25 protein-coding genes, 1 tRNA gene and 1 other RNA gene are annotated in these 26,567 nt (G+C 60.2%); 11 read left to right on the top strand and 16 right to left on the bottom strand.

The genetic code is table 11. From position 1 onward, the window contains the following. Positions 1-90 precede the first annotated feature (90 nt). A complete protein-coding gene (locus tag IPK17_RS32515; RefSeq protein ID WP_343421889.1) occupies positions 91-1,395 on the top strand; it encodes an acetyl-CoA hydrolase/transferase family protein in 1,305 nt (434 codons plus the stop codon). Positions 1,396-1,539: 144 nt separating this feature from the next. On the opposite strand, the gene IPK17_RS32520 is transcribed toward IPK17_RS32515, so the two are convergent. From IPK17_RS32520 to IPK17_RS32550, 7 genes are all read right to left on the bottom strand, one after another. After that, positions 1,540-2,493: a branched-chain amino acid transaminase gene (locus IPK17_RS32520; RefSeq protein WP_343421890.1), complete on the bottom strand. Its 954-nt coding sequence runs from the start codon at positions 2,491-2,493 to the stop codon at positions 1,540-1,542. 84 nt (positions 2,494-2,577) lie between these two features. Further along, positions 2,578-3,834 carry a mannosyltransferase family protein gene (locus tag IPK17_RS32525; RefSeq protein ID WP_343421891.1) on the bottom strand — a complete coding sequence of 419 codons (1,257 nt, stop codon included), beginning with the start codon at positions 3,832-3,834 and terminating at the stop codon, positions 2,578-2,580. 165 nt (positions 3,835-3,999) lie between these two features. Next, entirely contained in the window at positions 4,000-5,727 is a 1,728-nt protein-coding gene (locus IPK17_RS32530; protein WP_343421892.1) for a DEAD/DEAH box helicase, read from the bottom strand. A 203-nt stretch (positions 5,728-5,930) separates the two neighbouring features. Beyond that, positions 5,931-7,217 carry an MFS transporter gene (locus tag IPK17_RS32535; RefSeq protein WP_343421893.1) on the bottom strand — a complete coding sequence of 429 codons (1,287 nt, stop codon included), beginning with the start codon at positions 7,215-7,217 and terminating at the stop codon, positions 5,931-5,933. A 190-nt stretch (positions 7,218-7,407) separates the two neighbouring features. Further along, positions 7,408-9,381, bottom strand: coding sequence for an ABC transporter ATP-binding protein (locus IPK17_RS32540; protein ID WP_343421894.1), 1,974 nt, complete (start codon positions 9,379-9,381; stop codon positions 7,408-7,410). Between the two features lie 138 nt (positions 9,382-9,519). Beyond that, positions 9,520-9,915: a hypothetical protein gene (locus IPK17_RS32545; protein WP_343421895.1), complete on the bottom strand. Its 396-nt coding sequence runs from the start codon at positions 9,913-9,915 to the stop codon at positions 9,520-9,522. A gap of 6 nt (positions 9,916-9,921) precedes the next feature. After that, the gene (locus tag IPK17_RS32550; protein ID WP_343421896.1) at positions 9,922-10,737 is read right to left on the bottom strand and encodes a hypothetical protein; all 816 of its coding nucleotides are present in this window, start codon (positions 10,735-10,737) and stop codon (positions 9,922-9,924) included. A gap of 422 nt (positions 10,738-11,159) precedes the next feature. On the opposite strand from IPK17_RS32550, the gene IPK17_RS32555 reads away from it, so the two are divergent. The 5 genes from IPK17_RS32555 (at position 11,160) to ssrA (ending at position 14,815) form a co-directional block, all read left to right on the top strand. Beyond that, positions 11,160-11,333: a YqaE/Pmp3 family membrane protein gene (locus tag IPK17_RS32555; RefSeq protein ID WP_343421897.1), complete on the top strand. Its 174-nt coding sequence runs from the start codon at positions 11,160-11,162 to the stop codon at positions 11,331-11,333. A 166-nt stretch (positions 11,334-11,499) separates the two neighbouring features. Next, positions 11,500-12,279, top strand: coding sequence for an electron transfer flavoprotein subunit beta/FixA family protein (locus tag IPK17_RS32560; RefSeq protein ID WP_343421898.1), 780 nt, complete (start codon positions 11,500-11,502; stop codon positions 12,277-12,279). Further along, positions 12,276-13,319: an electron transfer flavoprotein subunit alpha/FixB family protein gene (locus IPK17_RS32565; RefSeq protein ID WP_343421899.1), complete on the top strand. Its 1,044-nt coding sequence runs from the start codon at positions 12,276-12,278 to the stop codon at positions 13,317-13,319. The genes IPK17_RS32560 and IPK17_RS32565 overlap by 4 nt, the downstream gene beginning before the upstream one ends. A 97-nt stretch (positions 13,320-13,416) precedes the next feature. Then, complete coding sequence (locus IPK17_RS32570) at positions 13,417-14,349, top strand: GNAT family N-acetyltransferase (RefSeq protein ID WP_343421900.1); 933 nt, start codon at positions 13,417-13,419, stop codon at positions 14,347-14,349. Positions 14,350-14,429: 80 nt separating this feature from the next. Continuing rightward, positions 14,430-14,815: a transfer-messenger RNA gene (ssrA, locus tag IPK17_RS32575) on the top strand. Positions 14,816-14,969: 154 nt separating this feature from the next. Here the strand turns inward: ssrA and IPK17_RS32580 are convergent. Then, positions 14,970-15,716, bottom strand: a complete 747-nt coding sequence (locus tag IPK17_RS32580; RefSeq protein ID WP_343421901.1) for an SGNH/GDSL hydrolase family protein — start codon at positions 15,714-15,716, stop codon at positions 14,970-14,972. Positions 15,717-15,880: 164 nt separating this feature from the next. Next, positions 15,881-17,098 (bottom strand): acyl-CoA dehydrogenase family protein, encoded by a 1,218-nt coding sequence (locus tag IPK17_RS32585; protein WP_343421902.1) that lies wholly within the window; start codon positions 17,096-17,098, stop codon positions 15,881-15,883. 158 nt (positions 17,099-17,256) lie between these two features. On the opposite strand from IPK17_RS32585, the gene IPK17_RS32590 reads away from it, so the two are divergent. After that, on the top strand, positions 17,257-17,793 hold the full coding sequence (locus tag IPK17_RS32590) for a GNAT family N-acetyltransferase (RefSeq protein WP_343421903.1): 537 nt from the start codon (positions 17,257-17,259) through the stop codon (positions 17,791-17,793). Here the strand turns inward: IPK17_RS32590 and IPK17_RS32595 are convergent. Then, a complete protein-coding gene (locus IPK17_RS32595; protein WP_343421904.1) occupies positions 17,790-18,491 on the bottom strand; it encodes a DUF6544 family protein in 702 nt (233 codons plus the stop codon). The two genes, IPK17_RS32590 and IPK17_RS32595, sit on opposite strands and share 4 nt — an antisense overlap. 87 nt (positions 18,492-18,578) lie before the next feature. On the opposite strand from IPK17_RS32595, the gene IPK17_RS32600 reads away from it, so the two are divergent. The 4 genes from IPK17_RS32600 to IPK17_RS32615 all read left to right on the top strand — a co-directional run bounded on the left by IPK17_RS32600 (position 18,579) and on the right by IPK17_RS32615 (position 22,617). Next, the gene (locus IPK17_RS32600; protein WP_343421905.1) at positions 18,579-19,673 is read left to right on the top strand and encodes an alpha/beta hydrolase-fold protein; all 1,095 of its coding nucleotides are present in this window, start codon (positions 18,579-18,581) and stop codon (positions 19,671-19,673) included. Beyond that, the gene (locus IPK17_RS32605; protein WP_343421906.1) at positions 19,674-21,203 is read left to right on the top strand and encodes a ClbS/DfsB family four-helix bundle protein; all 1,530 of its coding nucleotides are present in this window, start codon (positions 19,674-19,676) and stop codon (positions 21,201-21,203) included. A gap of 63 nt (positions 21,204-21,266) precedes the next feature. Next, positions 21,267-22,256, top strand: coding sequence for a hypothetical protein (locus tag IPK17_RS32610; protein ID WP_343421907.1), 990 nt, complete (start codon positions 21,267-21,269; stop codon positions 22,254-22,256). Positions 22,257-22,314: 58 nt separating this feature from the next. After that, a complete protein-coding gene (locus IPK17_RS32615; protein WP_343421908.1) occupies positions 22,315-22,617 on the top strand; it encodes a hypothetical protein in 303 nt (100 codons plus the stop codon). Positions 22,618-22,665: 48 nt separating this feature from the next. Here the strand turns inward: IPK17_RS32615 and moeB are convergent, their stop codons facing one another. The 6 genes from moeB to metX form a co-directional block, all read right to left on the bottom strand. Then, positions 22,666-23,928, bottom strand: coding sequence for a molybdopterin-synthase adenylyltransferase MoeB (moeB, locus tag IPK17_RS32620; RefSeq protein ID WP_343421909.1), 1,263 nt, complete (start codon positions 23,926-23,928; stop codon positions 22,666-22,668). 106 nt (positions 23,929-24,034) lie between these two features. Beyond that, positions 24,035-24,430, bottom strand: a complete 396-nt coding sequence (locus tag IPK17_RS32625) for a thioredoxin family protein (protein WP_343421910.1) — start codon at positions 24,428-24,430, stop codon at positions 24,035-24,037. A 15-nt stretch (positions 24,431-24,445) separates the two neighbouring features. After that, positions 24,446-24,883, bottom strand: a complete 438-nt coding sequence (locus IPK17_RS32630; RefSeq protein ID WP_343421911.1) for a DUF4395 domain-containing protein — start codon at positions 24,881-24,883, stop codon at positions 24,446-24,448. A 3-nt stretch (positions 24,884-24,886) separates the two neighbouring features. After that, positions 24,887-25,156, bottom strand: a complete 270-nt coding sequence (locus IPK17_RS32635; protein WP_343421912.1) for a MoaD/ThiS family protein — start codon at positions 25,154-25,156, stop codon at positions 24,887-24,889. Between the two features lie 40 nt (positions 25,157-25,196). After that, a tRNA-Cys gene (locus IPK17_RS32640) sits at positions 25,197-25,267 on the bottom strand. A gap of 72 nt (positions 25,268-25,339) precedes the next feature. Further along, entirely contained in the window at positions 25,340-26,512 is a 1,173-nt protein-coding gene (metX, locus tag IPK17_RS32645; protein ID WP_343421913.1) for a homoserine O-acetyltransferase MetX, read from the bottom strand. Between the last annotated feature and the right edge of the window lie 55 nt (positions 26,513-26,567).

Consider the following 26,567-nt stretch of genomic DNA (forward strand, 5'->3'; position numbering starts at 1 on the left):
CACTATTGCCACAGAGTAAAGGGGGGTAGGCTATGTTCGATTGTGAAAAAACCTACAGACAGATAATCGGATCATTCGAGGCAGATGCCTATGCAGCGCAGAGTGTGCATGATCACCGCCGAAGAGGCGGCAGCGAAAGTGAAGTCGGGGCAGCGCGTGTTCGTCACGGGCAACTGCTCCACGCCCATCCCCTTCCTTCAGGCGCTGGTCGCGCGTTATGAAGAGCTCGACAATGTTGAACTGGTGCAGGTGCTGAGCATCGGCATGCGTGAATACATCACGGCGGACATCGCCGATCATATTCGCGTGAACAACCTGTTCATCAGCGACCATATGCGGAAAGCGGTCAATTCGGGCACGTCCGACTTTACGCCCATTTTCCTCTCCGAAATCCCCTCCCTGTTCCGCGATGGGTTGCTCCCCATTGATATTGCCGTCATCCACGTCAGCCCGCCGGATGAACATGGCTACTGCTCGTATGGTGTTGAAGTCGGCGTGACCAAGAGCGCCGCCGAATCCGCCCAGATGGTGATCGCGCTGATCAACCCGCACATGCCGCGCACGTTAGGCGACAGCTTCATTCACGTCAATCAGATCGACTACTGCATCCATGTCGATTACGAACTGCCGCAGGTCAACCCGCATCCGGCCTCGGAAATTCAGGATCGCATCGCCGAGCACATTGCCGCGCTCATCCCAGATGGTGCGACCCTGCAAACTGGCATCGGCGGCATCCCGGATGCCGTGCTCAGCCGCCTGACCAATCACAAGAATCTCGGCATTCACACCGAGCTGTTCTCCGATGGCGTCATGCACATGGTGGAAGCGGGCGTGGTGACCTGCCGCGCCAAGAGCATTCACACGGGCAAGGTCGTCGCTGGCTTTGTGATCGGCACGAAGGCGCTGTTTGATTACGTCAACGATAACCCGATCATTGAGCTGCACCCGACCGAATACGTCAATGACCCGTTCATCATCGCGCAGAACGACAAGATGGTCTCGATCAATTCGGCGCTGGAAGTCGATTTGACGGGGCAGGTATGCGCCGACAGCATCGGCACGAAGTTTTATTCGGGAGTGGGCGGGCAGGTCGACTTTGTGCGCGGCGCGTGCCGGAGCAAGGGCGGCATGTCGATCATCGCGCTGCCGAGCACGGCCAAGGACGACACGCTGAGCCGCATTGTGCCCATGCTCAAGCCGGGCGCGGGCGTGACCACCACCCGCAATGATGTGCGCTATATCGCGACCGAATACGGCATCGCGACGCTGTTCGGCAAGACGATTGCGCAGCGCGTGCAGGAACTGATCAACGTGGCGCATCCCAAGTTCCGCGAAGAACTGGCCGCCGCCGCCCGCGAACAGTTCGCCGTGGGGCGCGTTTACTCGCTCGCGTAAAGATCGAGATTCAACGCAAAGGCGCGAAGACGCCAAGACGCTAAGAAAAGTAAATGAGGACGCCCATCTGGGCGTCCTTTGTTATTACGCTTTGCGCCTTTGTGTCCTTGCGCCTTTGCGTTGAATCTTTTGCCTTACTCTTTTCTATTTTGCGGTGACGTTTTCGTACACAGGCGTGAGCCATTCGCGGTATTTGTCTACGCGCCCGCGCACCACATCGAAGAACAGATCGCGCACCTTGCGCGTGATCGGCCCCATTTGTCCCGACCCGATGGCGCGGTGTTCGACGCGCGTCACCGCGGCGACCTGCACGCCCGTGCCGCACATGATCATCTCGTCGGCAATGTACACTTCCGTGCGATCTACGTTGCGTTCGACGACGTCGAGGCCGAGTTCGTCGCGCATGAGCGTGATCAGCGAGCGGCGCACGATACCTTCCAGTACATTCGACTCGACGGGCGGGGTGTAAACCACGCCTTTACGCACGATGAACAAGTTCGCGGCGCTGGCTTCCGCCAGATGCCCGTCTTCGTTGAGCACGAGCGCTTCGTCGTAGCCCGCCAGCACCGCATCCGACTTGATCAGCGCGCTGTTAGCATAGGCCCCGGTGATTTTACCGCGCGCAGGAATCGCGTTGTCATCCACGCGCCGCCACGACGAAAAGCCGACGTGCAGCCCTTCTTCTTTTTCGACGTAGCGCCCAAACGGCATGGCGAACATGGTGATTTCGTCGTCGACATCGTGCAGGCGCACGCCGATCATCTCGGTCGACTTGTAGGCCAGCGGACGAATGTACACGTTCTCGCGGAAGCCTTCCGTGCGCAGCAGTTCATTGAGGATGCCGACCAACTGCGGCACGCTGTGCGGCACGTTGATGCGCAGCAGGCTGGCGGACTGCGTCAGCCGCTCGAAGTGATCGTGCGGGCGGAAGACGAACAACTGGTTTTCGTCGTCGTTCCAGTAGCCACGCAGGCCGCCGAAGACGCCCGTGCCGTAGTTAAAGGCGTGCGTCATGACACTGATTTTCGCGTCTTCAATCGGGACTATTTTGCCTTCAAAGAAGGCGAACTTGGGTTTGCCCTGTTCCGCCATGCTCATGTGCTCCACTTGAGGTTGATGTGAGTGTCTTGATTATAGAAATGCTCGCCCACGGCGGCTAGAACCATATAAGGACGCGGTCGTTTACGGGCCGGTCAGGGCGAGGACATAGCCCGCGCTGAGCGCCAACACGCTGGTCAGCAGCACCAGTACGCCGACGATGCGCCCCCACTTGGTCGTGGACTTCAGCCCATCGGCGATCAACACGGTTAGCGGGAACAGGAGCAGCGCGTACCGGGCCACGCTCTGCGAGTACATGACGACGTTCGTCCCCCAGTCATAGTTGATTTTGGTGATCTGGAAGGCGAGGTTGACCACCACGTAGAAGACGAGCGCGGGGCGGCGGTGGCGCGGGCGGAATACCATCATCACGATGAGGCCAATCGAGAGGAACAGCGCCCACATATCCGGGTGAAACAGGGCGAGGTTGGGGTTGGCGGCGATCCAGCGCAGATTGATGAGCACGGCTTCGATGGGATTGACGAAGAAGGCGTAGGAGTAGCTGCTGTAGATGGCGTCGAGCGGCGGTAGGTTCAAACTGGCGCGGTAGGCGAGGAAGATCAACATGCCGAGCGGGATCAGCGCTAACCAGACGGCGCGCGGCAGCATTTGGCGCCCGTATGTGCCGAGCGCTTGACGCGGCGGCCAACCGTACCGCTCGATCAGCAGCAGCCCGCCGACGCCGACCAGGAACACGCCTTGTGACCGTGCCAGCGTGGCGAACATGCCCATGACGCCCGCCAGCGCCCAGCGATCTTTCAGTGCGCAGTAGACGAACGCCAACACGAAGGCGAGGTGAATCGATTCCGACATAGGCGCAGCGAAGAAGAAGGAGACGGGCATGAGCGCCAGCGCGACGACCGACCAGCGCGCCAGCTTTTCATCGCTGAACAGCAGCTCAACGACGCGGTAGAGCAGGGCGAGCGCCGCGCTGAAGGCGACGGTCTCCACCACCGCCGCAGCGAGATCAATGCTCCCGGGCAGCAGCGCATCGGCGGTGTGGAAGGTGAACGGCGTGAGCAGACTGAACACGGTCGCGCCTGCGTTGTCGAGGCGGTAGCCGTTCACGGCGAGGTCGAGGTAATGCACGGCATCCCAGCGCCGCCACACGCCGAAAACGCTCTGCTCCAGCGGTGAGGTCAGCGCCGGGAGCTGCGCGTTCACGCTGTGAAAGTCGATGCGCGTGCTGCCGAGGCTCGCGCCGACGATACCCCACACGATTGCCATCCACAGGGTGAGCAGGACGCGGTGCGCCAGCGCGATCCCGATGCCATAGATCAGGGCTGCGCGCCATCCTGTCAACGTCGCCTGCTGCTGCTTGTCCACCACTGCTACTGCCATGTCATCCCCTGTTCTCTAGCGTGATTATAGCGGCAGAAACCGTCACGGCGGGGTAAAGATGGGGTTGGGGAAACAAAAGGACGAGGCAGCTGCCTCGTCCCTACGTTGGTTGTACCCTGGTTACGCCCCTCAACCTCCGGAGAGGGGTTGGGGTGAGGTTAATTTTTACGCGTCAGCGCGGCGCAGGGTGACCTGTCGCCCGCGCATCGTGCCCGTGCGCATCCGCTTGAGCACGCGCTCGACATGCATCTCGTTGACATCCACGAACGTTTGGTTCTTCTGGATGTCGATGGCGCCGATCGCGCGACCGGGGATGCCCGCTTCGCTGGCAATCACGCCGACCACATCGCCGGGCTGAATGCCGTGCACGCGCCCCGCGTCGATCATCAGGCGCACCATGCCCGATTCGCGCTCACCCGTGCGGCGGCGCGGACGGTCGCCGTCAAAGCTCTCGCGCTCACCACCGCGCTCTTCGCGACTGCCGCCGCGTTCGCCTTCACGCCCGTAACGGCGCTCGCCGCCAAAGCGTCGATCACCTGTGCGGGCGGCCTGCCGTTCGGCGTAGGTGCGTTCGCGCGGTTCCTGAATATCTTCAATCGGACGCTGCGTTTCGAACGAGCGCGCCACGCGAATAGCCGCCGCGGCGATTTCCGCCTGATCATAGCCGACCGCGATCAAGCTGTTGAGGAAGTTGACCTCACGCTCGAAGTCTTCGGTCTCCAGCATGCCGCTCAACTTTTCGGTGAAGCTCTGATCGCGCTTGGCGATCACTTCGTCGACCGTGGGCAGCTTGCCGCGCTTGATCGGCTGGCGGGTGAACTGCTCAATCGTCTTGAGCCAGCGGCGTTCGCGCGGCGTCACCATGGTGATGGCGATGCCTTCGCGGCCCGCGCGCCCCGTACGACCGATGCGGTGCACATAGTCTTCCGCGTCGTAGGGCACGTCAAAGTTGACGACGTGCGACATATCCTGAATGTCGAGGCCGCGCGCGGCGACGTCCGTTGCGACGAGGATCGTGATCTGCCCGCGGCGGAAACGGCGCATGACCGTCTCGCGCGCTTCCTGGCTGAGATCGCCGTGCAGCGCTTCGACCGGGAACTGCCGCGCCAGCAGCGTATCGGCCAGGTTGGACGCGCCGATCTTGGTGCGCGTGAAGATCAACGCGCTCGACACATGTTCGACTTCGAGCAGCCGCGTCAGCGCCGCGACCTTCGAGTTTTCTTCCACGAGATAGTAGCGCTGCTCGATCTGCGGCACGGTGAGCGTCTTCTGTTCAATCGCTACCACCTGCGGATCATGCATGTATTTGCGCGCGATCTCACGGATCGGGTCGGAGAGCGTCGCCGAAAACAACGCCGTTTGCCGTTCGCTCGGCGTCTGGTTCAAAATGGTCGTGACATCGTCGATGAAGCCCATTTTCAGCATTTCATCGGCTTCGTCGAGCACCATGTAGCTCACATGATTCAGGCGCAGCGCCCGCTTTTCAATCAAATCGATCACGCGGCCGGGCGTGCCCACGACCACATGCACCCCTTCTTCCAACCGCTTCAACTGCCGCGCGTACGATGAGCCGCCGTAAATCGCGACCACGCGCGTCCCCATATGTTTGCCGTACTGATAGAGCGCTTCCGTCACTTGCAGCGCCAGCTCACGCGTCGGCGTGAGAATCAGCCCCTGCACATTGCGGGTGCTCATATCTAAGCGTTCGAGCAAAGGCAGCGCGAAGGCGGCCGTTTTGCCCGTCCCCGTCTGGGCTTGTCCAAGAACATCACGACCCTCGAGGAGCGCCGGAATGGCGCGTTCTTGAATGGGAGTCGGGTTCTCATAGCCCAGTTCCATCACGGCTTGCACGAGTTGCTGGCGCAAGCCCAGACTTTCAAACGTGAGTGTCATCCATTACCCTTGTTATGTGAAAACGCCCCGTGTAGGTTGGACAGGGCGAACATGCGTAGACTTACACTTACCTGTGTGGAAATTATAACACACAGGCTTAATTCTTCCAATGCTGATTATCTAAAACGTGGATAAGTAGTGAGTGTTGAGCCTGCCTAAAGCTTGACTCAACACCCTTTTCGACCTGTGGGATTACGCCTCTTTTAATCCATCGCCTGAGCCGCGTAGGTCGGCTGTACCGGGCTCAGGACGTGGCGCGGTTCGCGCACCACAAACGCCACCACCGCCGCTGTGATCAATGCGCCGACTGTCGCCAGCACAAACGTGGTCGGAATTCCCGTCGAATCGGCCAGCAGCCCGGCGGCAATCGGCGCGATCAGCGACATGGGCGCAACCAGCGTGCTCGCCAGCCCGATGTAATACGGACGTTCGCTCTCGCTGCAAAACTCGACGTTGAGCGCCATCGGCGAGGTCCACAGCGCGCCATTGGCCGCGCCCATCAGCGCGAACACCAGATAGAACCACTCCGCCGACGGCGCGATGAACGCGATGAACGCGCTGGCGCCTGCCAGCAGCATGCCGACCGCGAAGGCGGCGCGGTGACTGTAACGGTCGCCCAGCCAGCCGAAGAACGGCGTCGCGACCGTCACTGCGAGGCTGAGCACGCCCGCCATCACGCCGACCGTGCCTTCCGCCACGCCAAAGTGCCGGACGACATGAATGGTATAGAAGGCCGCGCCCACCACGCCGACCTGCCCGATGATGCGCGCCACGATGAACCAGCGGAAATTCGCATTTTCGCGCAGGATAGTCATCAGCTTGTGCCAGTATGCGCCCCAACTCATCGTCATTTCTTTGGGCGGCTCAATCGCCGGTTCACGCGTCAGCGCCAGAAACGCGAACGAGAGCATCATCGCGATGCCGCAGATGATGAAGCACAGTGTGAAGTCGAGCGGCGATGGGAGCGTTTGCAGAATGATGCCCGATAAAACCGCGCCGCCGATCCCGGTCAGGTTGGCCAACCCGGACTGCGTCCCGTAGAACGTACCGCGCATGTTGTCCGGCATGATCTTCGCCACCATGCTTTGCCACGCAGTCGCTGTCAGACCTGCGCCGAACGCCTGCCACATGATGATGAGGAATGTCAGGATGAGCGCCAGCTCACGGTTGAGCACGCCGACCGCCAGCCACGCGACCAGCGCGAGCAGGAAGTAGGGGATGCGCTCGTTGAGCGTCATCTTGAGCACCATCGGGCGGAAGCGCGGCAGTTGTGCAACCGATTTCGCGGTGAGCAATTGCGGGAAGAACCAGCCAATCGAGTGGATCGCGCCAATCATGCCGATCAACAGCGTCGAGTCGGTCAGGGTGGAGACAAAGAGAGGCAGAATTGTGCTAAACGAAGCAAAGCTCAAGCCGAGGCCGTAGAACCCGGCATCAGTGACATTCACAGCAAAATTATGGCGCACGTGCTGGCGCAGTTCTTCACGCAAGTTGGGTTAACTCCGAATCCTAGGAACCAGATCATTCTACCATCCGGAGTCGGTACCATTGTATAAGACCATGTGAACCAAGTGGGAAGAAAAGTTTACAGTGGTCAGTTGACCGTCAAAGCGCGTAGTTTTGCAGATGCGTCGGGGCAGGGTGTGCCATGCCCCGACTGGATTTTAGGCATGCGGAGAATTACAGCGCGGACTCGTTCTCACTGTCCACTGTGAACTGCAGACTGTCAACTTCCCGCTGATGCCGGAACTGCGTTTCGTACAACTGCGCGTACAGCCCCGCTTGCTCGATCAATTCGGCGTGCGTGCCGTGTTCGATGATGCGCCCGCGATCCATCACCAGAATCTGATCCGCGGCCAGAATGGTGCTCAGGCGGTGCGCGATGACGATGCTGGTGCGGTTGTGCATGATCTTTTCGAGCGCTTCTTGAATCAGCGCTTCGGACTGGCTGTCGAGATGACTGGTCGCCTCGTCCAATACCAACACGCGCGGGTCTTTGAGGATGACGCGGGCGAGTGCCAAGCGCTGCTTTTCACCACCACTGAGGCGGTAGCCGCGCTCCCCGACGATGGTCAGGTAGCCGTCGGGCAGCCCCATGATGAAGTCATGGATATTCGCCGCGCGACAGGCCGCTTCGACGTCGGCCTGGGTTGCGTCCATGCAGGCGTAGAGCAGGTTCGTCAGGATGGTGTCGTGGAACAGATACGTTTCCTGCGTCACCATGCCGACCGCATGCGTGACCGTATCGAGCGTCAGGTCGCGCAGATCGTGCCCGTCGAGCAGAATACGCCCCTGCGACGGATCGTACAGGCGGGGAATCAGGTAGGTCATGGTCGTTTTGCCCGCGCCGCTCGGCCCGACCAGCGCGACCAACTGCCCCGGCTGAATCGTGAATCTGATGTGTTCGAGCGCGGTTTCGCGCGCCTGCGTGACCGGGGCGGTCGGCATCTGCAGGCCGTTCGGCGCGGCTTTGCCGTCGCCAGAGAGCACCGCTTTGACATTCTCCATACGCCCATAGCGGTGCACGTCGCGCAGACCGCCCGTGCCGGTCGGCTGATACAGGAAGGTCACGTCGTCAAAGACCAGCTCACCTTGAATCTCTTTCGGGGCTTTGGCGATGGCGTGCGGCTTCTCGTCGATTTCGATGGGCAGGTCGATCACTTCGAAGACACGCTCAAAGCTGACGATGGAAGTGGAGAATTCGACCGGGACATTGATCAGGTATTCGAGCGGGCCATAGAGCTGACCGAGATACGCTGCGAAGGCAACAATCGTGCCGATCGTGAATACGCCGCTCAACACGAGATGCCCGCCGAGCCAGTAGACCAGCGCCGTGCCGATCACGCCGACGCCGCCCAGAATCGCCCAGAACTGACTGCCGAGCACCGCGCGCCGCACGCCGATGTCGCGCACCCGGCTTGCGCGTTGGGCGAAGCGGTCGGTTTCGAGGCTGGTGCGCCCGAACAGCTTGATCAACAGCGCGCCGCTGATGTTGAGCGTTTCGTTCATCATGGCGTTCATCTCGGCGTTGATGTCCATCTGTTCGCGGGCGATATCGCGCAGCTTGCGCCCGATCAAGCGCGCGCCGATGATGAACAGCGGGAAGACCGCCAGCCCGATGATCGTCAGCCGCCATTCTAGGGTCAGCATGACGGCGAGCGTGGCGATCACCGTGACGATGTTGGTCACGATGCCGACAATCGTGTTGCTGATGGCATTCTGCGCGTTGACGACGTCGTTGTTCAGACGGCTCATCAACTCGCCGGATTTCGTGTTGGTGAAGAAACGCAGCGACATCCGCTGCAAATGCGCGTATAACCCCCGCCGCAGGTCGTAGATCACGCCCTCGCCGATGGTGGAGTTAAGGCGGCGGTTGATGATGCCGATCACGCTGTTGAGGATGGGAATCAAAATCAGCGCCAGCGCCAGCAGGTTGAGCCGTTCGACATTCCCCGAAGGCAGCGTATTATCGATCAAATCACGGAAGATCAGCGGCGTGAGCAGACCGAGACCGCTCGTGAACAGAATCAGCACCAGCGTGATTGCAATCTCGCGTTTGTAGGGCGCGGCGTAAGCTAGCACGCGCTTGATCAAGCCCCACGTGATTTTACTGGGCTTCTCATCCTCAGAACCGGGAAAAGCGTAACGCCACATACCGCCACCATGTCTCATCTGGTTAAACATCCTGTCTCACTATATGCGAGAAGTGAACCAGCGTGAACTGATCGAACGGTTAGTGGCTGGATTTGGCTCAAGCGGTCACAATCTACGTTGTCCTCACAGGGCATCACTTTACTTGCCTCGTTCGCGCTCAATGATTTGCTGCGCGTGGGCTTCGCTGTCCGCGAAGTGAAAAATCTGCGTTTTGCCCATGCCCGCGATGATGCGGCGGTAACCATCATAGGCGGTCTGCACCATACCGTTCGCGCCCAGCACCACTTTGACGCCTTCGTTCGGGTGCGTTTCCGGCGTGGCGACGCTGCGCGCCTGCCCGAGAATGCTCAGCGGGTTGATGGCAAAGCTGCCTTTGCGCAGGTCGATGATGAAGTCGACCTTGTGCTCGACGGTGTCCATGAGCTTGATCGTCGCGTTGAGCGCGCGCTGCAAATCATCCCACGTCCAGCGCCCTTCGGCGTTGCAGCGAATGATTTCCTGATTTTTATCCTGCCAGCCGACATTGATCGCCATAGTCTCTTAGCCTCCACTGTTTGAAGTATCCGCGCCGCCGGTGGCGTCCGCGTTGATCGTGAAATTGATCGGCGAACCGACGAGCGCGCCATCCAGCGTGATCTCGACGCTCCAATTGCCGGGGACGAATTCCACCGCCGCCGACGGCAGATGGAACCAGATGCAGGCCTGCGTGATATTGAAGTTCGGCGTCCAGTCGTAGCGGGCAATCTCAGTGCCGTCGCGCAGCCAGCGCGAGCTTAAGGTATTGGCCGAGGACAGGTTGTAGGCAATTGCCGTCGCGTAGATGTCGGTTGTCGCACCCGAGAAGGTGGTCGACGCGCCGAGCGGACAGTCATCCGGGCCGACCTGTTCCGCCAGGAGAATATTATCGAGGCGTGGCACATTCGGATCACTCGTAGCCAGTGGAGTCGGGGTAGGCGGGTTCTGAATGGTGATGTTGCCGCTCGCCGCCCCTTGACCGCTGATGACGGGCGTCACGAGGTTATTGGCCGGGTTCGCGGTCGCGCCGGGGTCGTTCGCGGGCGCGATGGGGGTGATGGCGCTGGTATCGATGATGGGCATGCCCGCGGCGACCATCGTCGCGGCGATGCGCGTGCCTTGCTGCTGCATGATGCCGACCGAGGTCTCGACGAATTGCAGCGTCACCAGCAGCCGGTCAGCGCCGACCGTGGCCGTCTGGCGCACCGCGGCGATCTCCGTGTTGGCGAGGTCGTTGGCGAGGTTTTCGGTTTGGAGATCGCCGGGCTGCGAGAAGAAGTTGCACGCACTCAGGGCATACGCCGCGCCGATCAACAGCAGCATCAGGAATAGTCGTTTCATATCAACCTACTCAAACTTTGCTGTACAGCCGTCCCAGTGTAGCAGAGCGTGTCAAACCGTCGCAAGACTGCGGCGCTCAATCGATGCCTGACATGTACGCGAGTATTGGGGTGGTGTATGCATGGGTAGGGGCAAGGCGCGCCTGGAGCTACGCTGGATAGCGTGGTCCCATCAGCCTCACCCCTAAATCCCCTCTCCCACGGGAGAGGGGACTTCACGACTGCGCGGTTCTCCCCTCTCCGTTCGGAGAGGGGCAGGGGGTGAGGCCAAAAACACAGACTTCACGTCACCTATCGGCGAACCTTGCCCCGACACGACGAACCCCGTTGATCTACCCCCTGAAATCCGGGGGAGACTCTGCAACCCTGCGCCCGCTCGCTCGTATATATATACGAAATGACCATGATGAAGGGAGCACTACGATGGGTCTGGGTCGCGCGTTGTTATGCATACTCCTGCCGCCGCTGGCAGTGATTGACCGGGGCTGCGGCACAATTTTGATTGTGCTGGCGCTCACCGTTGCAGGATGGGTGCCGGGCGCGCTCGCCGCGCTGTTCCTCAATTACGTCGCCGCCAACGAGCGCCGTTCGGCCTAACGCCAAGGTTTCTCCGCCCCTCGTGATTGAGGGGCGGACGCGGCTTTTCCTCGTTTTACATGACATTCCGCGCTAATCGAATTTTGATTTGATTATTTAATTCAACTTGCGTTACAATCACAAAGCAATGCAGAAAAACCCCTAATAATGTTTGGGAGGATATACCTTGCACGTCGTCGTATTTACACGCAGTACGCCCGACACCGCCGCGAAGGTGGAGGTGGATGGAGCGGGCAAAGTCACGTGGGGAGACGCCGCGCTCGTCGTCAACCCGTGGGACGAATACGCCCTTGAAGAAGGCATCGTTCAGGCCAAAGCCGCGGGCGGCAAGGCGACCGTCGTCGCCATTGGCCCGGACATGCACAACGAAGCGTTGAAGCACAGCCTCGCGATGGGGCTGGATGAAGCCGCCCGCGTGTGGGATGCGGCGCTCGAAGGCGCGGACTCGCTGGCCTACGCGACTGTTGCCGCCGCTGCTGTCAAGAAGGTTGGCTCGGTCGATCTCGTCCTCTTCGGGCGCGAGAGCATCGATGTCGGCACCGATCAGCATGCGTACCAGACCGCGCGCAAGCTCGGCTACAGCCTGTTGAGCAATGTCTCGAAGATCCTCGCCATTGACCCCGCTGCCAAGACCATCAAGGTCGAACGCACTGTGGAAGAGGGCAAGCAGGTCGTCACCGCCAAGCTGCCCGCCGTGCTCACCGTCCTCAAGGACATCAACGAGCCGCGCTATCCGTCATTCATCGGCATCCGTAAGGCGTCGAAGGCTGTCATTCCCGAATGGTCGCTGGGCGATCTCGGCGTGGCGCTGCCCGCCGTCAACGCGAAGGTGACCAAGTACAAGAATCTGCCCCCGCGCGACACGCGCTTTGAATTGATCGAGGGTACGCCCGAAGAACAGGCGCAGAAGTTGATCGACCGCCTGCTGGAGGAAAAAGTTCTATGAGCGCCGTTTTTGTCTGGATTGAGACCTTTCAAGGCAAGGCGATTCCGGCGGCGTGGGAAGCTCTCGCCGCGGGTCGGATGGCTGCCGATGCGTTCGGCGTGCCGCTGACCGCTCTTGTCTTCGGAACCAATGCCGCTGCCGTCGCCGCAGAAGCCGCGACCTATGGCGCGAACAAGGCGCTGGTCAGCGACGACGCGACGCTGAAGGAATTCCGCGTGGAAGCCTATGCCGCGCTCGTGACCAAGCTGGTCAAGGAACAAGCGCCGAAGGCCGTGCTCGCCGTGGCGACTACGCGTGGCCGTGAACTGTTGGCCGCGTCGTCGGCGGACACTGACAGCCCCATGCTCGGCGACGTGCTGTCGCTCAGTGTGGACGGCGGCAGTGTGACCGCGGAACGCGGTGTCTATGCGGGCAAGGTGCTGAGCGAAAATGCCATCACCGGCGGCGCAACCATGTTCATCACCGTGCGTTCGCGCACGTTCAAGGCGGCGACGCCGAATGCGGCGGCGACCGCCGACGTGACCACCGTCGCCCCGGCGTTGAGCGAAGATCAGATCAGCACCAAGATCGAAAGCTTCGAAGCGGAAGCGGGTACGGTCAACCTGTCCGACGCGGCCATCATCGTCTCGGGTGGGCGCGGAATGGCGAACAACCCGAAGGACGCCCCGGCGGGCGTGTCGGGCGACGATGCGGCGGTCTGGAAAGCCAAAGATGGCTTTGCGAACGTGCTGCAGCCATTGGCCGATGTGCTCGGCGGCGCGGTCGGCGCGAGCCGGGCGGCGGTTGACGCGGGTTACATCTCCTATGCGCATCAGGTCGGGCAGACGGGTAAGGTCGTCGCGCCGGATCTGTACATCGCGGCGGGCATTTCCGGCGCGATCCAGCATCAGGCCGGTATGCGGTCGAGCAAGATCATCGTGGCGATCAACAAAGACGCCGAGTCGCCCATCTTTAAGATGGCGCGTTACGGCCTCGTCGGCGATCTCTATGCGCTTCTCCCGGCGATCACCGCTGAAGCGAAGAAGCGCCTCGGCAAGTAAGCAGTCCAGCATTCGCTATGTAGGGGCGCACCTGTGTGTGCGCCCTCAAGGGCAGACACGTAGGTCTGCCCCTACATCCCCACCGTAAGGCAACTCCATGTCTAGCTCCATCACTTCTCGCCCGTCCCGCATTGACTCCGAAGCCGACTTTTTCCGCGTCCGCCAACTGCTCATCGACCTGCATCCGCTCGTCGGTCCCGGTTACGTCTGGGAGATCCGGCACTGGGACGGTCAGCGCTATCACAATGAGGATGCAGTGCTCAGCCCGGAGTGGGCGCAGAATATCCGCCTGTGGGAGACCGCCGACGGCCAACTGATCGGCGTGGCGCACGCGGAGAGCCGACCGGGCAACGCGCACTTTGAGATTCACCCGGATTACCGCAGTCGAATCGAAGCGGAAATGGTCACGTGGGCGGTTGAAACGCTGCCCGCGCCGAACGATGACGGTCAACGCCAGCTCGAAACGGTCGCCTTTGAGCATGACACGCCGCGTCAGCAGGTGTTGACTCAGCATGGTTTCACCAAAGGGTCGTATTTCTGGATGCTGCGGCATATGCCTCTCGGGAATCAGCCCCTGCCAACGGTGACCATGCCCGACGGGTACAGCCTGCGGGAAACGCGCACCGAACAAGCCGATTACGAACACATGGCGGCGCTGCTCAATGCGGCGTTCAATCGTAACATCCATACCGCGCGGGAGTACGAGAATTTCGTGCTGCGGTCGCCCTCCTTTCAGCACGCGCTGAATCTCGTCGCGGAAGCGCCGGATGGCACGTTCGCGGCGCACGTCGGTCTGACCTACGAGCCGACCAATCGCTACGGCGTCTTCGAGCCGGTGTGCACGCACCCTGATCATCAGCGCAAGCATCTCGCGCAAACCCTGATGTTCGAAGGTCTGCACCGCTTCAAGGCCTTGGGCGCGCAGCACATCTATGTGGAAACCGGTTCCGGGGAAGGGCAGAACGCCTTCTACAACACCATCGGCTTCACCGAAGCGTATATCGGCTATTTCTGGACGAAAGTGTTCTGATGCGCTTCTTATGCGGGTGGCGTTTACTTCTCGGTTAAATTCTGCTAAACTGATCGATGTGGCTAGCACCACATCTACCCGGGGGTGAAATAGTCTCGACGGTAGAGGCTGGGGCTATGTTGCAGGTCGCAGCGCCTACCTGCGTTAAAATGGGCACGGCTATAAATGCCAACAACAACCAACCTGCTCTGGCTTACGCCGCCTAAGGCTGTATAGTCAGGGTGCTGGGTCATAGTAACCCAGCCGTCCACGTTGTCCGTCGCTGTGCGGAGAACTACTGGGCGTCACCAAATACAGCGTGCGGCACCCGCCATGTCGATTCACGGGGTCAAAGAACTATCGGCTGGTAACGCCCGTACCACGTCGGATGGGGCTAGGCGTTACGAGAACAAACATCTGGCTAAACCTGTAGACGCATAGTTTCGAGTCTATCGGACCAGGATTGCGAAGTCCTGCACCTCCATAGCAAGCAAAAGACCTCGCTCATGAGCGAGGTCTTTTGCTCCGCTGGGGAAATCGGGGGGAGGATGTGCGCGCGTCGAACGCATCCCACCAAACAGATTCTCATCGGGGCTGTAGGTATTTCCGATCCACCTTTGGTCAGACGGAAGTCGGTCAGGCTATTCTCTGGAGCTACTGGCATGGCCTGGTCCTTTGCTTTTGGTTTGACCGTTCAATTGTGGCCTAGAGGTCTGTCCCTGCACAAACTGTGCAATCCGCGCGCCGATCTTCTTGGCGCTGAGCGGGGTCAGGTGCAGCCCGTCAAAGCTGAACGAGTAGCCGCCTTCTTTCTGCGCCTTCTCGAACTCGTTCCAGCCGGTTTGCTCACGTTTGCCAATCGTCAGAATGAAGCCGATATCCAGTGGCTGACGCTCCGGTACATGTGCCGGGTTGAATTCGCTCATCAGGTCGAGCACGGGCACATTCATCGACCGGGCCATCTCGCGCAAGCGCTGATTGTAATCATAGAGCGTATCGGTGACCGTCTGGTTGTACTCGGACGGTTCCAGCCCCACCCACGTGATCACATGCGCGAGCTGGAGCTGCGTGAGCAGATCGCGATAGCCCGTTTCGAACATCTCCGGCGTGACAAACCCATTCTCGATGTCCTGTGCCTGGCGATAGTACGAGCGCGTTTTGAACTGGCTATATGAGATCGCGTCATTGCCGCCCACCATGACGAACACGGCGTCCGGTTGGTGACTGAGCACGTCGCGCTCAAGCCGCCGCAGCAGATTGAGCACCGTGTTGCCGCCTTCGCCCGCATTGATGATCTCGTGGTCGGGGAGCAAGCGCCGGACTTCATCGACGAAGTTGCCACCATAGCCGCCCCACGTCAGGCTGTCGCCGAGAAAGACGATTTTCACGCCTGCCAATACCGTAAGCCCAGTTCGTTAAGCCGGCGACTGGGTCGGGCAGGAGCACCATGAGGTCGGGAATTGGCCTCTGCTCTCAGGCTCGTAAAACTGCGGGAGAGACGCTAAAGAGATTTCAGGTGTCGTCGTTGAGTTCACGGGCGAAAGAGGCGCGATTACCCCTCGACGGGCTCGCTCTGCCAGTATTCGGAGTCGTAGGCGGGCAGTTCGCAGCGCAGATTGCCGTCGTGCCGGTAATCAAGCGCATAGTCGGCCTGCATCAACTGGTGGATTTCGCTGGTGCCTTCGTAGATGACCGCGCCCTTGCTGTTACGCAGGTAACGCTCGACCGGGTACTCATCGCTGAAGCCGTACGCGCCGTGAATCTGCACAGCTTCCAGCGCGGCCTGCACGCTCATGTCGGTGGCATACCACTTCGCCATGCCCGTCTCGCGCGTGTTGCGCATACCCATGTTCTTCATCCAGCCCGCCTTGTAGATGAGCAGGCTCGCCGCGTCGTACCACTGCTGCATGTAGCCGATCTTCTGCTTGATCAACTGGTGATCGGCAATCGGCTTGCCGAAGGTGCGGCGTTCCTTGGCATACGTGATGCTGTCTTCGAGGCATGCGCGAATCAAGCCGACCGCGCCCGCACCGACGGTGTAGCGCCCGTTATCCAGCGCCGCCATCGCAATCTTGAAGCCTTCGCCGTCTTCGCCGAGACGGTTGGCGACCGGAACTTCCACGTTTTCCATGGCGACCCAGCCCGTCGAACCCGCGCGCACGCCGAGCTTGCCGTGAATATCGCCCGTCTTGACGCCCTTCATGTCGCTGGTAACGATAAACGCCGTCAGGCCGCGATGCCCCGCGCTCGGATCAGTCTTGGCGACGACGAGGAAATTGTGCGCCTTGGTCGCGAGGCTGATCCACATCTTTTCGCCGTTGAGGATGTACACGTCGCCTTCACGGCGCGCGGTCGACGCCATGTTGATCACGTCACTGCCGACGCCCGGTTCGGTCAAGCCGAATGCGCCGTACTTCTCGCCTTTGGCCTGCGGCACGAGGAAGCGCTGCTTCTGTTCTTCCGTACCCCATTGCAGAATCGACAGGCTGTTGAGGCCCGCGTGCACCGACATAATCACGCGCAGATGGGTGTCCGCGCGTTCCAGTTCTTCGCAGACGAGGCCGAGCGTGATGTAGTCAAAGCCCTGACCGCCGTAGCGGACGGGGATGCAGATGCCGAGGATGCCGAGTTCCGCCATGCGCGGCAGGAAGGCAGGGTTCATTTCTTGCTTACGATCCCATTCGCCGATGACCGGGATCACTTCTTTGGCGGCGAAGTCGCGCACCATTTTCTGAGCTTGCAGGTGTTCTTCGGAGAGCGAGAAATCCATGAGTGACCTCAATACTAAAAGTCTGCTGGTTCGTTTTGTGAATTATTGACGGTCAACGCTCTGAAGATTTGGGCAAATTGCCCGATCCTGAGCGCGTTGTTTTCATCAAAATAGATGAATGCCGATTATAACGGATTTGGATTAAGAGGGGTATGCTGATGACTGCGCCAGCGAGCGATTTTCCTGAATTCCTCATCATTACGTATCTCGAAATGACCGATGCCACGCTCTTCATGCCCGCCTTCATCCAACGTGACGGAGTCGAAATTCGGCAGCTGACGACGCCTGATGTGCCGCTCTACCGCCGCCTGTATGACGGTGTCGGCGAGGCGCTGTTCTGGCGTGATCGGCGGCTGATGTCTGACGCCGACCTGCTGGCAGCGATCACGCGCCCGGAAGTCAGCATTTACGTGCTGTCTGTCGATGGGGTGGTGTCCGGGTACTTTGAGCTGGAACGGCAGGGCGACGATACCGAAATCGCCTATTTCGGCTTATTCCCCGGCAGCATGGGCGCAGGGCTCGGCAAGCATCTATTGAGCACGGCGATTGATCAGGCGTGGAAAGATGGGGCGAAGCGGGTGTATGTGCATACCTGCAACTTGGACAGCCCGGCCGCGCTTCCCAACTACATCAAGCGCGGGTTTGAGGTCTACGACGTCCAGCGGCAGCTCATGCCCGACCGCTACAAGACCTAAATGCGGAAGAAACTATCGTCGAGGCTCAGGTTCGTCTCAATGCTGACCGGGTTGAGCTCGGACTCGACTTCGTCATCCCACAGCACCTCAATTTGCCGCGGGAACATGATGTCACCGATCTGTTCCTGCCCATGCGTCGCGCGCAAGGTGTAGATCTGTTCTTTTTCCGTGAGCGGGTTAAAGCACACCGTGCCGATCTGATGCACCGTTTTATCGGCGTTCAACTGCAGATTGACGCGAATATCCGTCTGCGTATTTTCGACGACGAGCGTCGTCTCGCCGAGCATGCGCACTTCGACCGAGGGATCAGAGAGCGGCGTAAGCAGCATCACCGCCATGGACCACAGACGCGCGCGTAATGAATGGAGCAGCCCCGTATCCGTGTTGACCTCGGAACTCCGCAGCACGCGCGTGCGCCGCAGCGCCGACCCATCGAAGGCTTCGCTCATGTTGCTCACGGGCAGTCCCACCGGACGCATGGTGAAATCCCAGCGAATCGCCGAGGGAAATTTAACGTACACCGTCGCTTCGACTGGCATCCATGTCGTCGTAAACGGCAGTTTAACGCGGCTGCGCCCCTTGAGATCGATCTTCGTCGTTTCGATCATCGGCGGGCTGTGACCATAGCGCGCCTCAATCGCTTGCTTGAGCAAGGTGCGGCTGGCTTGGTCACCACGCGAGAGCAACAAAACAGGCATGTGACATCCCTAAAAGTGATCTTGATCCAATTTTAACAATCTCTGTCACCATGCAGATAGCCTAAAGGTCAGGATTCGATAGAATTTATGAAATTAATTTCTAAGGTGGAGATGAGCCTGATGACATGGTTAGAACGAGCACGGGATGAAGGTACCCCGTTAATTGATGGTGATCAAGTGACGTTTGTCTGGTATGGCGAAGGCGCGGAACCTGCTCCAATACTGGTCGGCGATTTTAATGACTGGGATGGCGCGGGGCGCCCGATTCAGTTGGAGCAGATTGAGCCGGATGTGTGGGCACACACCATGACTTTGCCCGCCGACGCCTATATTGAATATGCCTACATGCTCTCGCGCGAGGAGCGACTCGCCGACCCGTTTAATCCGCATGTAGTATGGAACGGCATGGATGCGGTCAACCATGTGTTCATCATGCCAGAATGCGACCTGACCGATCTGGTGGCGCGCAAAAAAGGCGTGCAGCGTGGGACGGTGACCCGACATCTGGTCGAGGCGGGGAGCACGGTGGCGAGCGCGCCGCGCGAGGTCTACCTCTATCAGCCGCCTGTGACCGAAGCCGTGCCGCTGGTCGTGGTGTGGGATGGGCCGGACTACATGCGCCGTGCCTACCTGTGCAACATCGTCGACAACCTGATCGCGCAGGGGCGCATTGAGCCGATTGCGCTGGCGCTGCTCGGCAATGGCGGATCGGCGCGCATGGTCGAATACACGGAGAACGACACGACGCTGTACTTCGTGCGCGAACATGTGCTGCCGCTGGCACAGACGGAACTCAACCTGATCGACATCAAGGCGCAGCCGGGGAGCTACGGCGTGCTCGGCGCGTCGATGGGCGGGCTGATGGCGTTGTGGGCGGGCGTGCGCATGCCGGAGATCTTCGGCAAGGTGATTAGCCAGTCGGGGGCGTTCGGGATTGCGCCGGATGGCCGCGAAATGCTCATCGATAAGTTGATCAAGCTGGGCGAGGGCCGGTCGATCCAGATCTGGCAGGACGCGGGCACGCTCGAATGGCTGCTCACGGGCAACCGCCAGATGCACGAACTGCTGCGCACGCACGGCTATAACGTGATTTATCACGAATTCAGCGGCAGCCACAATTACACCATGTGGTCGAATACCGTGTGGCGGGCGCTGGAAGTCATGTTTGGAAAGGGGAATTAGGTGCAAAAAGACGAATTACTCACGAAGATGCGGCAAGGCTACGCCGAATTTGTCGCGTATCTGCACACGCTGACACCGGAGCAGCATTCGGTGCACACCGACGCGGTGGGCTGGACGATCAAAGATCATGTCATGCACGCGGTGGTGTGGGAAGACAGCGTGTGGGCGCTGCTCACCGGGCGGTCGCGCGCCGAGGTGATGGGTGTTGACGCGGCGCTGTTCGACCCGTTGAATGTCGATGGGATCAACGCGGCGGTACAGGCGCAGACCAAGGATATCCCCTTTGACGAGGTGCTGCGCCGCCTTGACGCGGTGCACACACGGCTGCTGGCGCACGTGGAGTCGATCAGCGAGACGGACATCAACGCGCCGCTGGTCACGTATCTGCCGACGGCCAGCGAGCGTTACCGTCAGGAACCGTTCTATCTGTATATCGCCGGGAACACCTATGAGCATTACGAAGAACACCTGCCGTGGCTGGAAGCCATCGCGCGTGGCGACAGCGCAGACGACGATCCCACAGACAAAGCCGATCTGCTGAGCCGGATGCGCGAGGGGTACGACGATTTTATCGCCTTCGTGACTCCGCTTGATCTGACGCGCGTTACGATTGCGACGGATGCGGCAGGTTGGACGATCAAAGACCATGTGATTCACCTCGCCGTGTGGGAAGATGGCGTCGCGGCGCTGCTCAACAAAGGTCCGCGCGTGGCGACGATGGGCGTGGATCAGGCGATCTGGGATCGCCATGAGCTGGACGAGATTAACGCGGCGATCCAGCAGAACAACCGCTACCTGTCATGGGGCGAAGTCCTGCGCCGCTTCGAGGCCGCGCATGGGCGCATGATGGCCGCGCTCGAACGCCTGTCGTGGGAGGACTTGCACCGTCCCTACGGCAATTTCCTGCCGGATGATCAGGCCGACAACGAAGGCCGCCCGATCCTTGATTACGTCATGGGCGATGGCTATCTGCATTACGCCGAACACCGCCCGTGGATTGAAGCGATCCAGATGACCGATCCCATCGATTCGCTGGACACTTTGGTCGCCTACGCGGACAAGGCGTGGGACTACCTGCGCGGCTACTGCGAGTCACTCACCGAAGCCGAGGCGACCGGAGCGACCGATGCGGCGGGCTGGACGGCGAAAGATCATGTGATGCATCTGGCGGTGTGGACGGGCGGGGTGACCGCGCTGCTGAACAAACAGGATCGCAATGCCGCGATGGGCATCGACCCGGCGGCGTGGGCGGCGCGCCAGTATGACCTGATGAACGAGCAGATTCGCCAGCGCACGCACGCTGTGCCGTGGGACGAAGTCAAGCGGCGCATGGCGGAAGCGCATCAAGGGTTGATCGCCAAGGCGCGCTCGCTGACATGGGCGGATTTGCAGAAGCCCTATGGCGCGTACATGCCCGCGGGTCAGGAGAACAGCGACGGCGACCCGGTGTTCACACGCATCGCCGCCAACACCTTCTGGCATTACCCCGAACACATCGAATGGGCGGATACGATCATTCGCGGAAAGTAAAGCAACCGGGGAGCATCCACGCGGGTGCTCCCCGGCAGTTAACAGGCGTCTCAGGGAAACTCTATGAAGACGAGCAGCTCACTACCCGTTGGTGTAATCATTCTACTCACGCTCTTGAGTCTGGGGTGGTTGTCCAAGGCACAGGCGCAAGTCGATCTTATCCCGTTTGATCTGTCTGTTGTGGCCGTTATCGACCGGAGTCCCGTACCTCGCGCGGTGACGACTCTGCCGCACAACCTGTGCGGTTTTGACCCCGTATCCGGACATTCGGGCTGGATTCTAATGGATGATCCCAGCGGAGAGGCGGTGTTATGTCAAGCAGAGACCGGCGAATTGCGACGACTGCCGATCAGCGCCGCTTGGACAAGCTACGAAAATGGCGTGTATCGTCAGCCTAGCCTATCACCGGATGGCGGTTGGCTGCTTTTGGGCGCTTACGGCGACAACCGCTATGACTATTACGCGGTGTCAACCCACACTGACGATTTTGTCAGTTTAGGGGCGATTCCCTATGACCTGTTTTCGAGCTATCCGCCCTATATTTTGAGTTGGTTGAGCGCGACTCAGGGTGCCATCATCAACACAACCAACAGTGACAGTCTTTGGGATACGCTTTACGGCTTCGATGTAACAGCACCAAACAGCCTGAGCGTGATTTTCGACGGTTATCCCGACATCATCACTCAACCAAGGGTACGAGCGGAAATGCTGATCAGCGGACGCTGGCTCTCTCAGATGGCCGGAACCTCGATGGGCAGTGCGCCCTGTCAGTTCACGATGTACGATGCGGCTGGACTGCGCGAATATGATCTGGAGACCGATTGTCAGATCGAAACGGTTCTCGCCGGGCCAGAAGCCTCGTGCGGCATTATCCGCTCTGATGGTGAAACGCTCACCCTGCTGCGGATCATTGATGCGGAGGCCGGACAGTCCGAGCTCGTTTCGCTCGACGTGACCTCAGCCAGCAGCAGACCCACTGTGCTGTATCGTGGCGAGATCGACTATATGCTGCAGCAGGCGCACGGCGCGACACCTGTCAGCCTTAGGCGCTGATGGGCAGATTGCGGATGCGGCTTTGCAACCCTGCTGGCTGGCAGATGTTCAACCGTTTATGGGAACGGATCTGCTGCTGAGCACGAACCGGGGTGTCTATGTGATCGCTGCAGAGGAGCTCCCGCATGACCAATTCGTTGAAATTCTGGCGACCTCATCGGATCAAGCGCGTATGCTGCTGAGTAATGGCGCGATTTACGATGTGGTGGAAGATCGACTGGTGGCGAATCTGACCGGAGGCGCTTTGATCAACTACACACATATCGAATGGTTCGAAGACGGACGGCTGAGGTTCACTGGATATTATGATCCGGCGACCGATGAGCAAATCACTGTTCGCCTGATTGAATCTGAGGGTTAAAAGGACAAGCGCAACCGAAGCCGCGCTTGTCCTGAGTGATAATCTGGCCTAGTACGTCGGCAGGCTCGTGTCGATCTGCCGCGCCCATGCGAGGATGCCGCCCTCCACGTTGATCAGCTTGTCGTTATCCCAGCCGACCTGCCGCAGCAGCTTGATCACATCCGCCGAGCGCACGCCCGAACGGCAGTGCACGATCACCTCGCGGTCGCGCGGAATCTGCGCCAGCACCGTCTGCTCGACCGTCTTGCGTCCGGCCTTCACATCTTCCACCGCCAACTGAATCTGCGGCTTGGGAATCTTGACCGTATCCGGCATGATCGCGATCTCGAACTCTTCTGGGTTACGCACGTCGAGCACGAAGGGGGTGCTGCTGTCATACAGCGCCTTCAACTGCACCACGTCGATGCCCTTGACCGGAGCGTTCGGGTCGGTGACTTTGCCGTTGCCATTGCCGTTCACCGCCGCCGCGCTCGGCACATGGTCATGCGCCGGGACGCCGCAGAACTGCTCGTAGTCGATCAACTGCACCTGCTCGTGCGGGATGCCGCACACCGGGCAGTTGGGGTTCTTGCGCACCTTGATCGTCGTGAACGTCATGTCCGACGCATCGTAGAGCAGCATGCGCCCGACCATCGTCTGGCCGATGCCCGTGATCAGCTTGATCGCTTCGGTCGCCTGCATCGTGCCGATCACGCCGGGGAGCACACCGAGCACGCCCGCTTCCGCGCAGTTCGGGACGAGTCCCGGCGGCGGCGGTTCGGGGAACATGCAGCGGTAGCACGGGCCTTCTTTGGCGTAAAACACGCTGAGCTGGCCTTCAAAGCGCAGAATGCTGCCGTACACGTTCGGCTTGCCCAGCTTGACGCAGGCGTCATTGGTCAGATAGCGCGTCGGGAAGTTGTCCGTGCCGTCGATGATGACATTGTACGGCGCGAGGATTTCCAGCGCGTTCTCGCTGGTCAGCGGGACGTTGTACTTATCGATTTGCAGGAACGGGTTCAGGTCGCGCAGCCGGCGCTCGGCGCTGTCGACTTTGGTCACGCCGACGCTGCTTTGCCCGTGCACGATCTGCCGCTGCAAGTTGGTCTCGTCGACCACATCATAATCGACCAGCCCGATGCGCCCGATGCCCGCCGCCGCCAGATACAGCGCCAACGGACTGCCGAGGCCGCCCGTGCCGATGATCAGCACACTGGACGCCTTCAAACGGCGCTGACCGTCCATGCCGAATTCCGGCATAATCAGGTGGCGCCCGTAGCGGTTGATCTCCGCGTTGGACAGGTCACCTAGTTCATTCACTAATGGTTGCATATCCTGTTGTCCCTAGAGTAGGGACGACGCATGCGTCGTCCTCTGTTTGGTCAAGCGTGAGCACAAGGCATACCTTGTCCCTACAATTCACTTCAGAAAGTGAACGCTATGCCTGCAATTGTGCCTTCAATTTGTGAAAATCGGCAACACCGTGATTCACCGCGCGTGTTTGGCCGTAGCCGTCGATGACGAAGGTCGTCGGCGACGAGAACACGCCCCAGCGATCCGCCGCCTCCGGGTCTTCGCAGGCATCGACCTTGACGATCTGCACTGTCACTTCGTTGCGCAGGCGTTCCAGGGCGGGCTGCTGCTGCGTTTTACACGGCACGCACATGGGCGTGGTGAAATAGACGATCACCGGAACGCCCGGCGCGACATTGGTGAGCAGCGGGTCGACCGGCACGAGCGCGTTGACCGTGCCCTTCTGCCGGGCGATCCACACGCGATAAGCCACATAGCCTGCCGCCAGCAGCACGGCAGCGATCAGCAGTCGCTCAAGCATAGACCTGTCTTTCCCCTAGTCCGGAATTGGCGCGTACTTGAAGCCGGGAACACCGAAGCGATTGAGCTGATAGTACATCAGGCAGCCCACGCAGAAGTTGAGCCAGAAATTCAGGTTGGCCAGCACGATCACGATCCACACCAGCACCCAGCCGACGGTTGACGCCCCGCTCAGCAGCGCGAGCGTCGCCACACCGTTGAAGATCGAGCCGACGAGCATGGCGAAGCGATGCGGTTCCGGGTTGTCGGTGATGACGTTCGGCTTGACGAAGCGCTGCCCGACGGTCTTATAGGCCACGCGGAACGGCGCGAACGACACATCCAGCGCGCCGAGGAACTGCGAAATCGCGACGATGGCGACAAGCAGCGGACTGCTCAGAATGAACGCCGCCAGCAGCAGGATGATAGTCAGGGCTTGCCCGGTCTTGAGACCGCTCTGGTCAACTTTGCGCATTGATCAGCCTCCGGCGATGCTGGGAATGATACGCAGCAGCGTATCCGGGTCGATGTCGGTGTCCAGCCCGCTCAAAAAGCGAATGTCTTCTTCGCCGAGGTACACATTGACGAAGTTGCGCAGTTGGTCGCCATTGAACAGGTGCTGTTTGAGTTCGGGGTACTGGGTCGTCAGGTCGGTCAATGCCGCCCCGACGGTCTCGCCGCTCACCGTGACCTGAGCGTTGTTGCCCGTGTAGACGCGCAGGGGCGTCGGAATTTTGATGCTTGCCATGACTCTCTGACTCTCGCTTTCATTGCCATTAAAAGTTCCAAGACCCGGACGGGAGTCGAACCCGTTCACACGATTTTGCAGACCGCTGCCTAGCCGTTCAGCCACCGGGTCGTATCAACCTCACCCCTAACCCCTCTCCTTTAGGAGAGGGGAAACGAGCGCAGCGAGTGGGGTGAGGTTACTTCAATCTGCGGCGATGGATGCGCCGCGCAGTGTCCACTGTTCGTCGAGATACCCGCCGACGAGGTGGGTCATCGTTTCGACCTCGACCAGAAACGAGTCGTGGCCGAATTCCGCGATCACTTCATGATGGCGCACCGTGCGCGCCGCCGTATGCAGCGCGTTGACCAGTTCCTGCGCCTGCGCCGCCGTGTACAGCCAATCGCTCGAGAAGCTCACGACGAGGAACTTCGTGTCGGGGCTTGTGCGCCGCAGCGAGTCCGCCATCGTCGGATAGTCTTCCTGAATGTCGAAGTAGTCGAGCGCCTTCGTGATATACAGGTAGCTGTTCGCGTCAAAGCGCTGCACGAACTTTTCGCCCTGATGCTGCAAGTAGCTCTCGACCGTGAATTCCGGCGCGAGAAAGGTGTACGGCAGCTGCTCATGCCCTTGCAGCGTGCGCCCGAACTTGCTTTCCAGCGACCGTTCGCTCATGTAGGTGATGTGCCCGACCATGCGCGCCACCGCCAGCCCCGCATCCGGCGCTTCGCGATCCGCGCCGTAGTAGTCACCGCGATTCCAACGCGGGTCGGCGTAAATCGCCTGCCGCCCGATCTCGTTGAAGGCGATATTCTGCGTCGACGAGCGCGGCGTCGCGGCGAGAAACAGGCAGTTCGCCACGCGTTCCGGCGTATCGACCGTCCATTGCAGCGCCTGCATCGCGCCCATGCTGCCGCCCGCCACCGCGAACAACCGCTCAATGCCGAGCCGGTCCATGAGTAACCGCTGTGCCGCCACCATATCGGCGATGGTCACTACCGGGAAGCGCAGCCCGTACGGCTGACCATCCGGAGCGGGCGATGACGGCCCGGTGCTGCCCTGACACCCGCCGATCACGTTTGCACAGATCACGTAGTAGCGGTTGGTATCGAACATCTTACCCGGTCCGACTGCCTCATCCCACCAACCCGGTTTTTCGTCGGGATCATTCGTGTAGTACCCGGCGACGTGCGAATCGCCGGAGAGAGCATGGCAAATCAGAATCGCGTTCGAGCGATCCGCGTTGAGCGTCCCATAGGTTTCGTAAGCCAGCGTAAACCGCTCCAGGACCTGCCCGGTGCGCAGGTGGAGTGGTTGGTCAAAGTGTGCATATTGTTTAGCTACGATCCCGACTGAGTTCGGCTCGTGCGTGCGCATATCCCTCTCCGGATGCTGCGCGCCGGGGTAGGGCGTCCCCCGCCCCGGCGCTCGG

The organism is Candidatus Flexifilum breve, assembly GCF_016713355.1.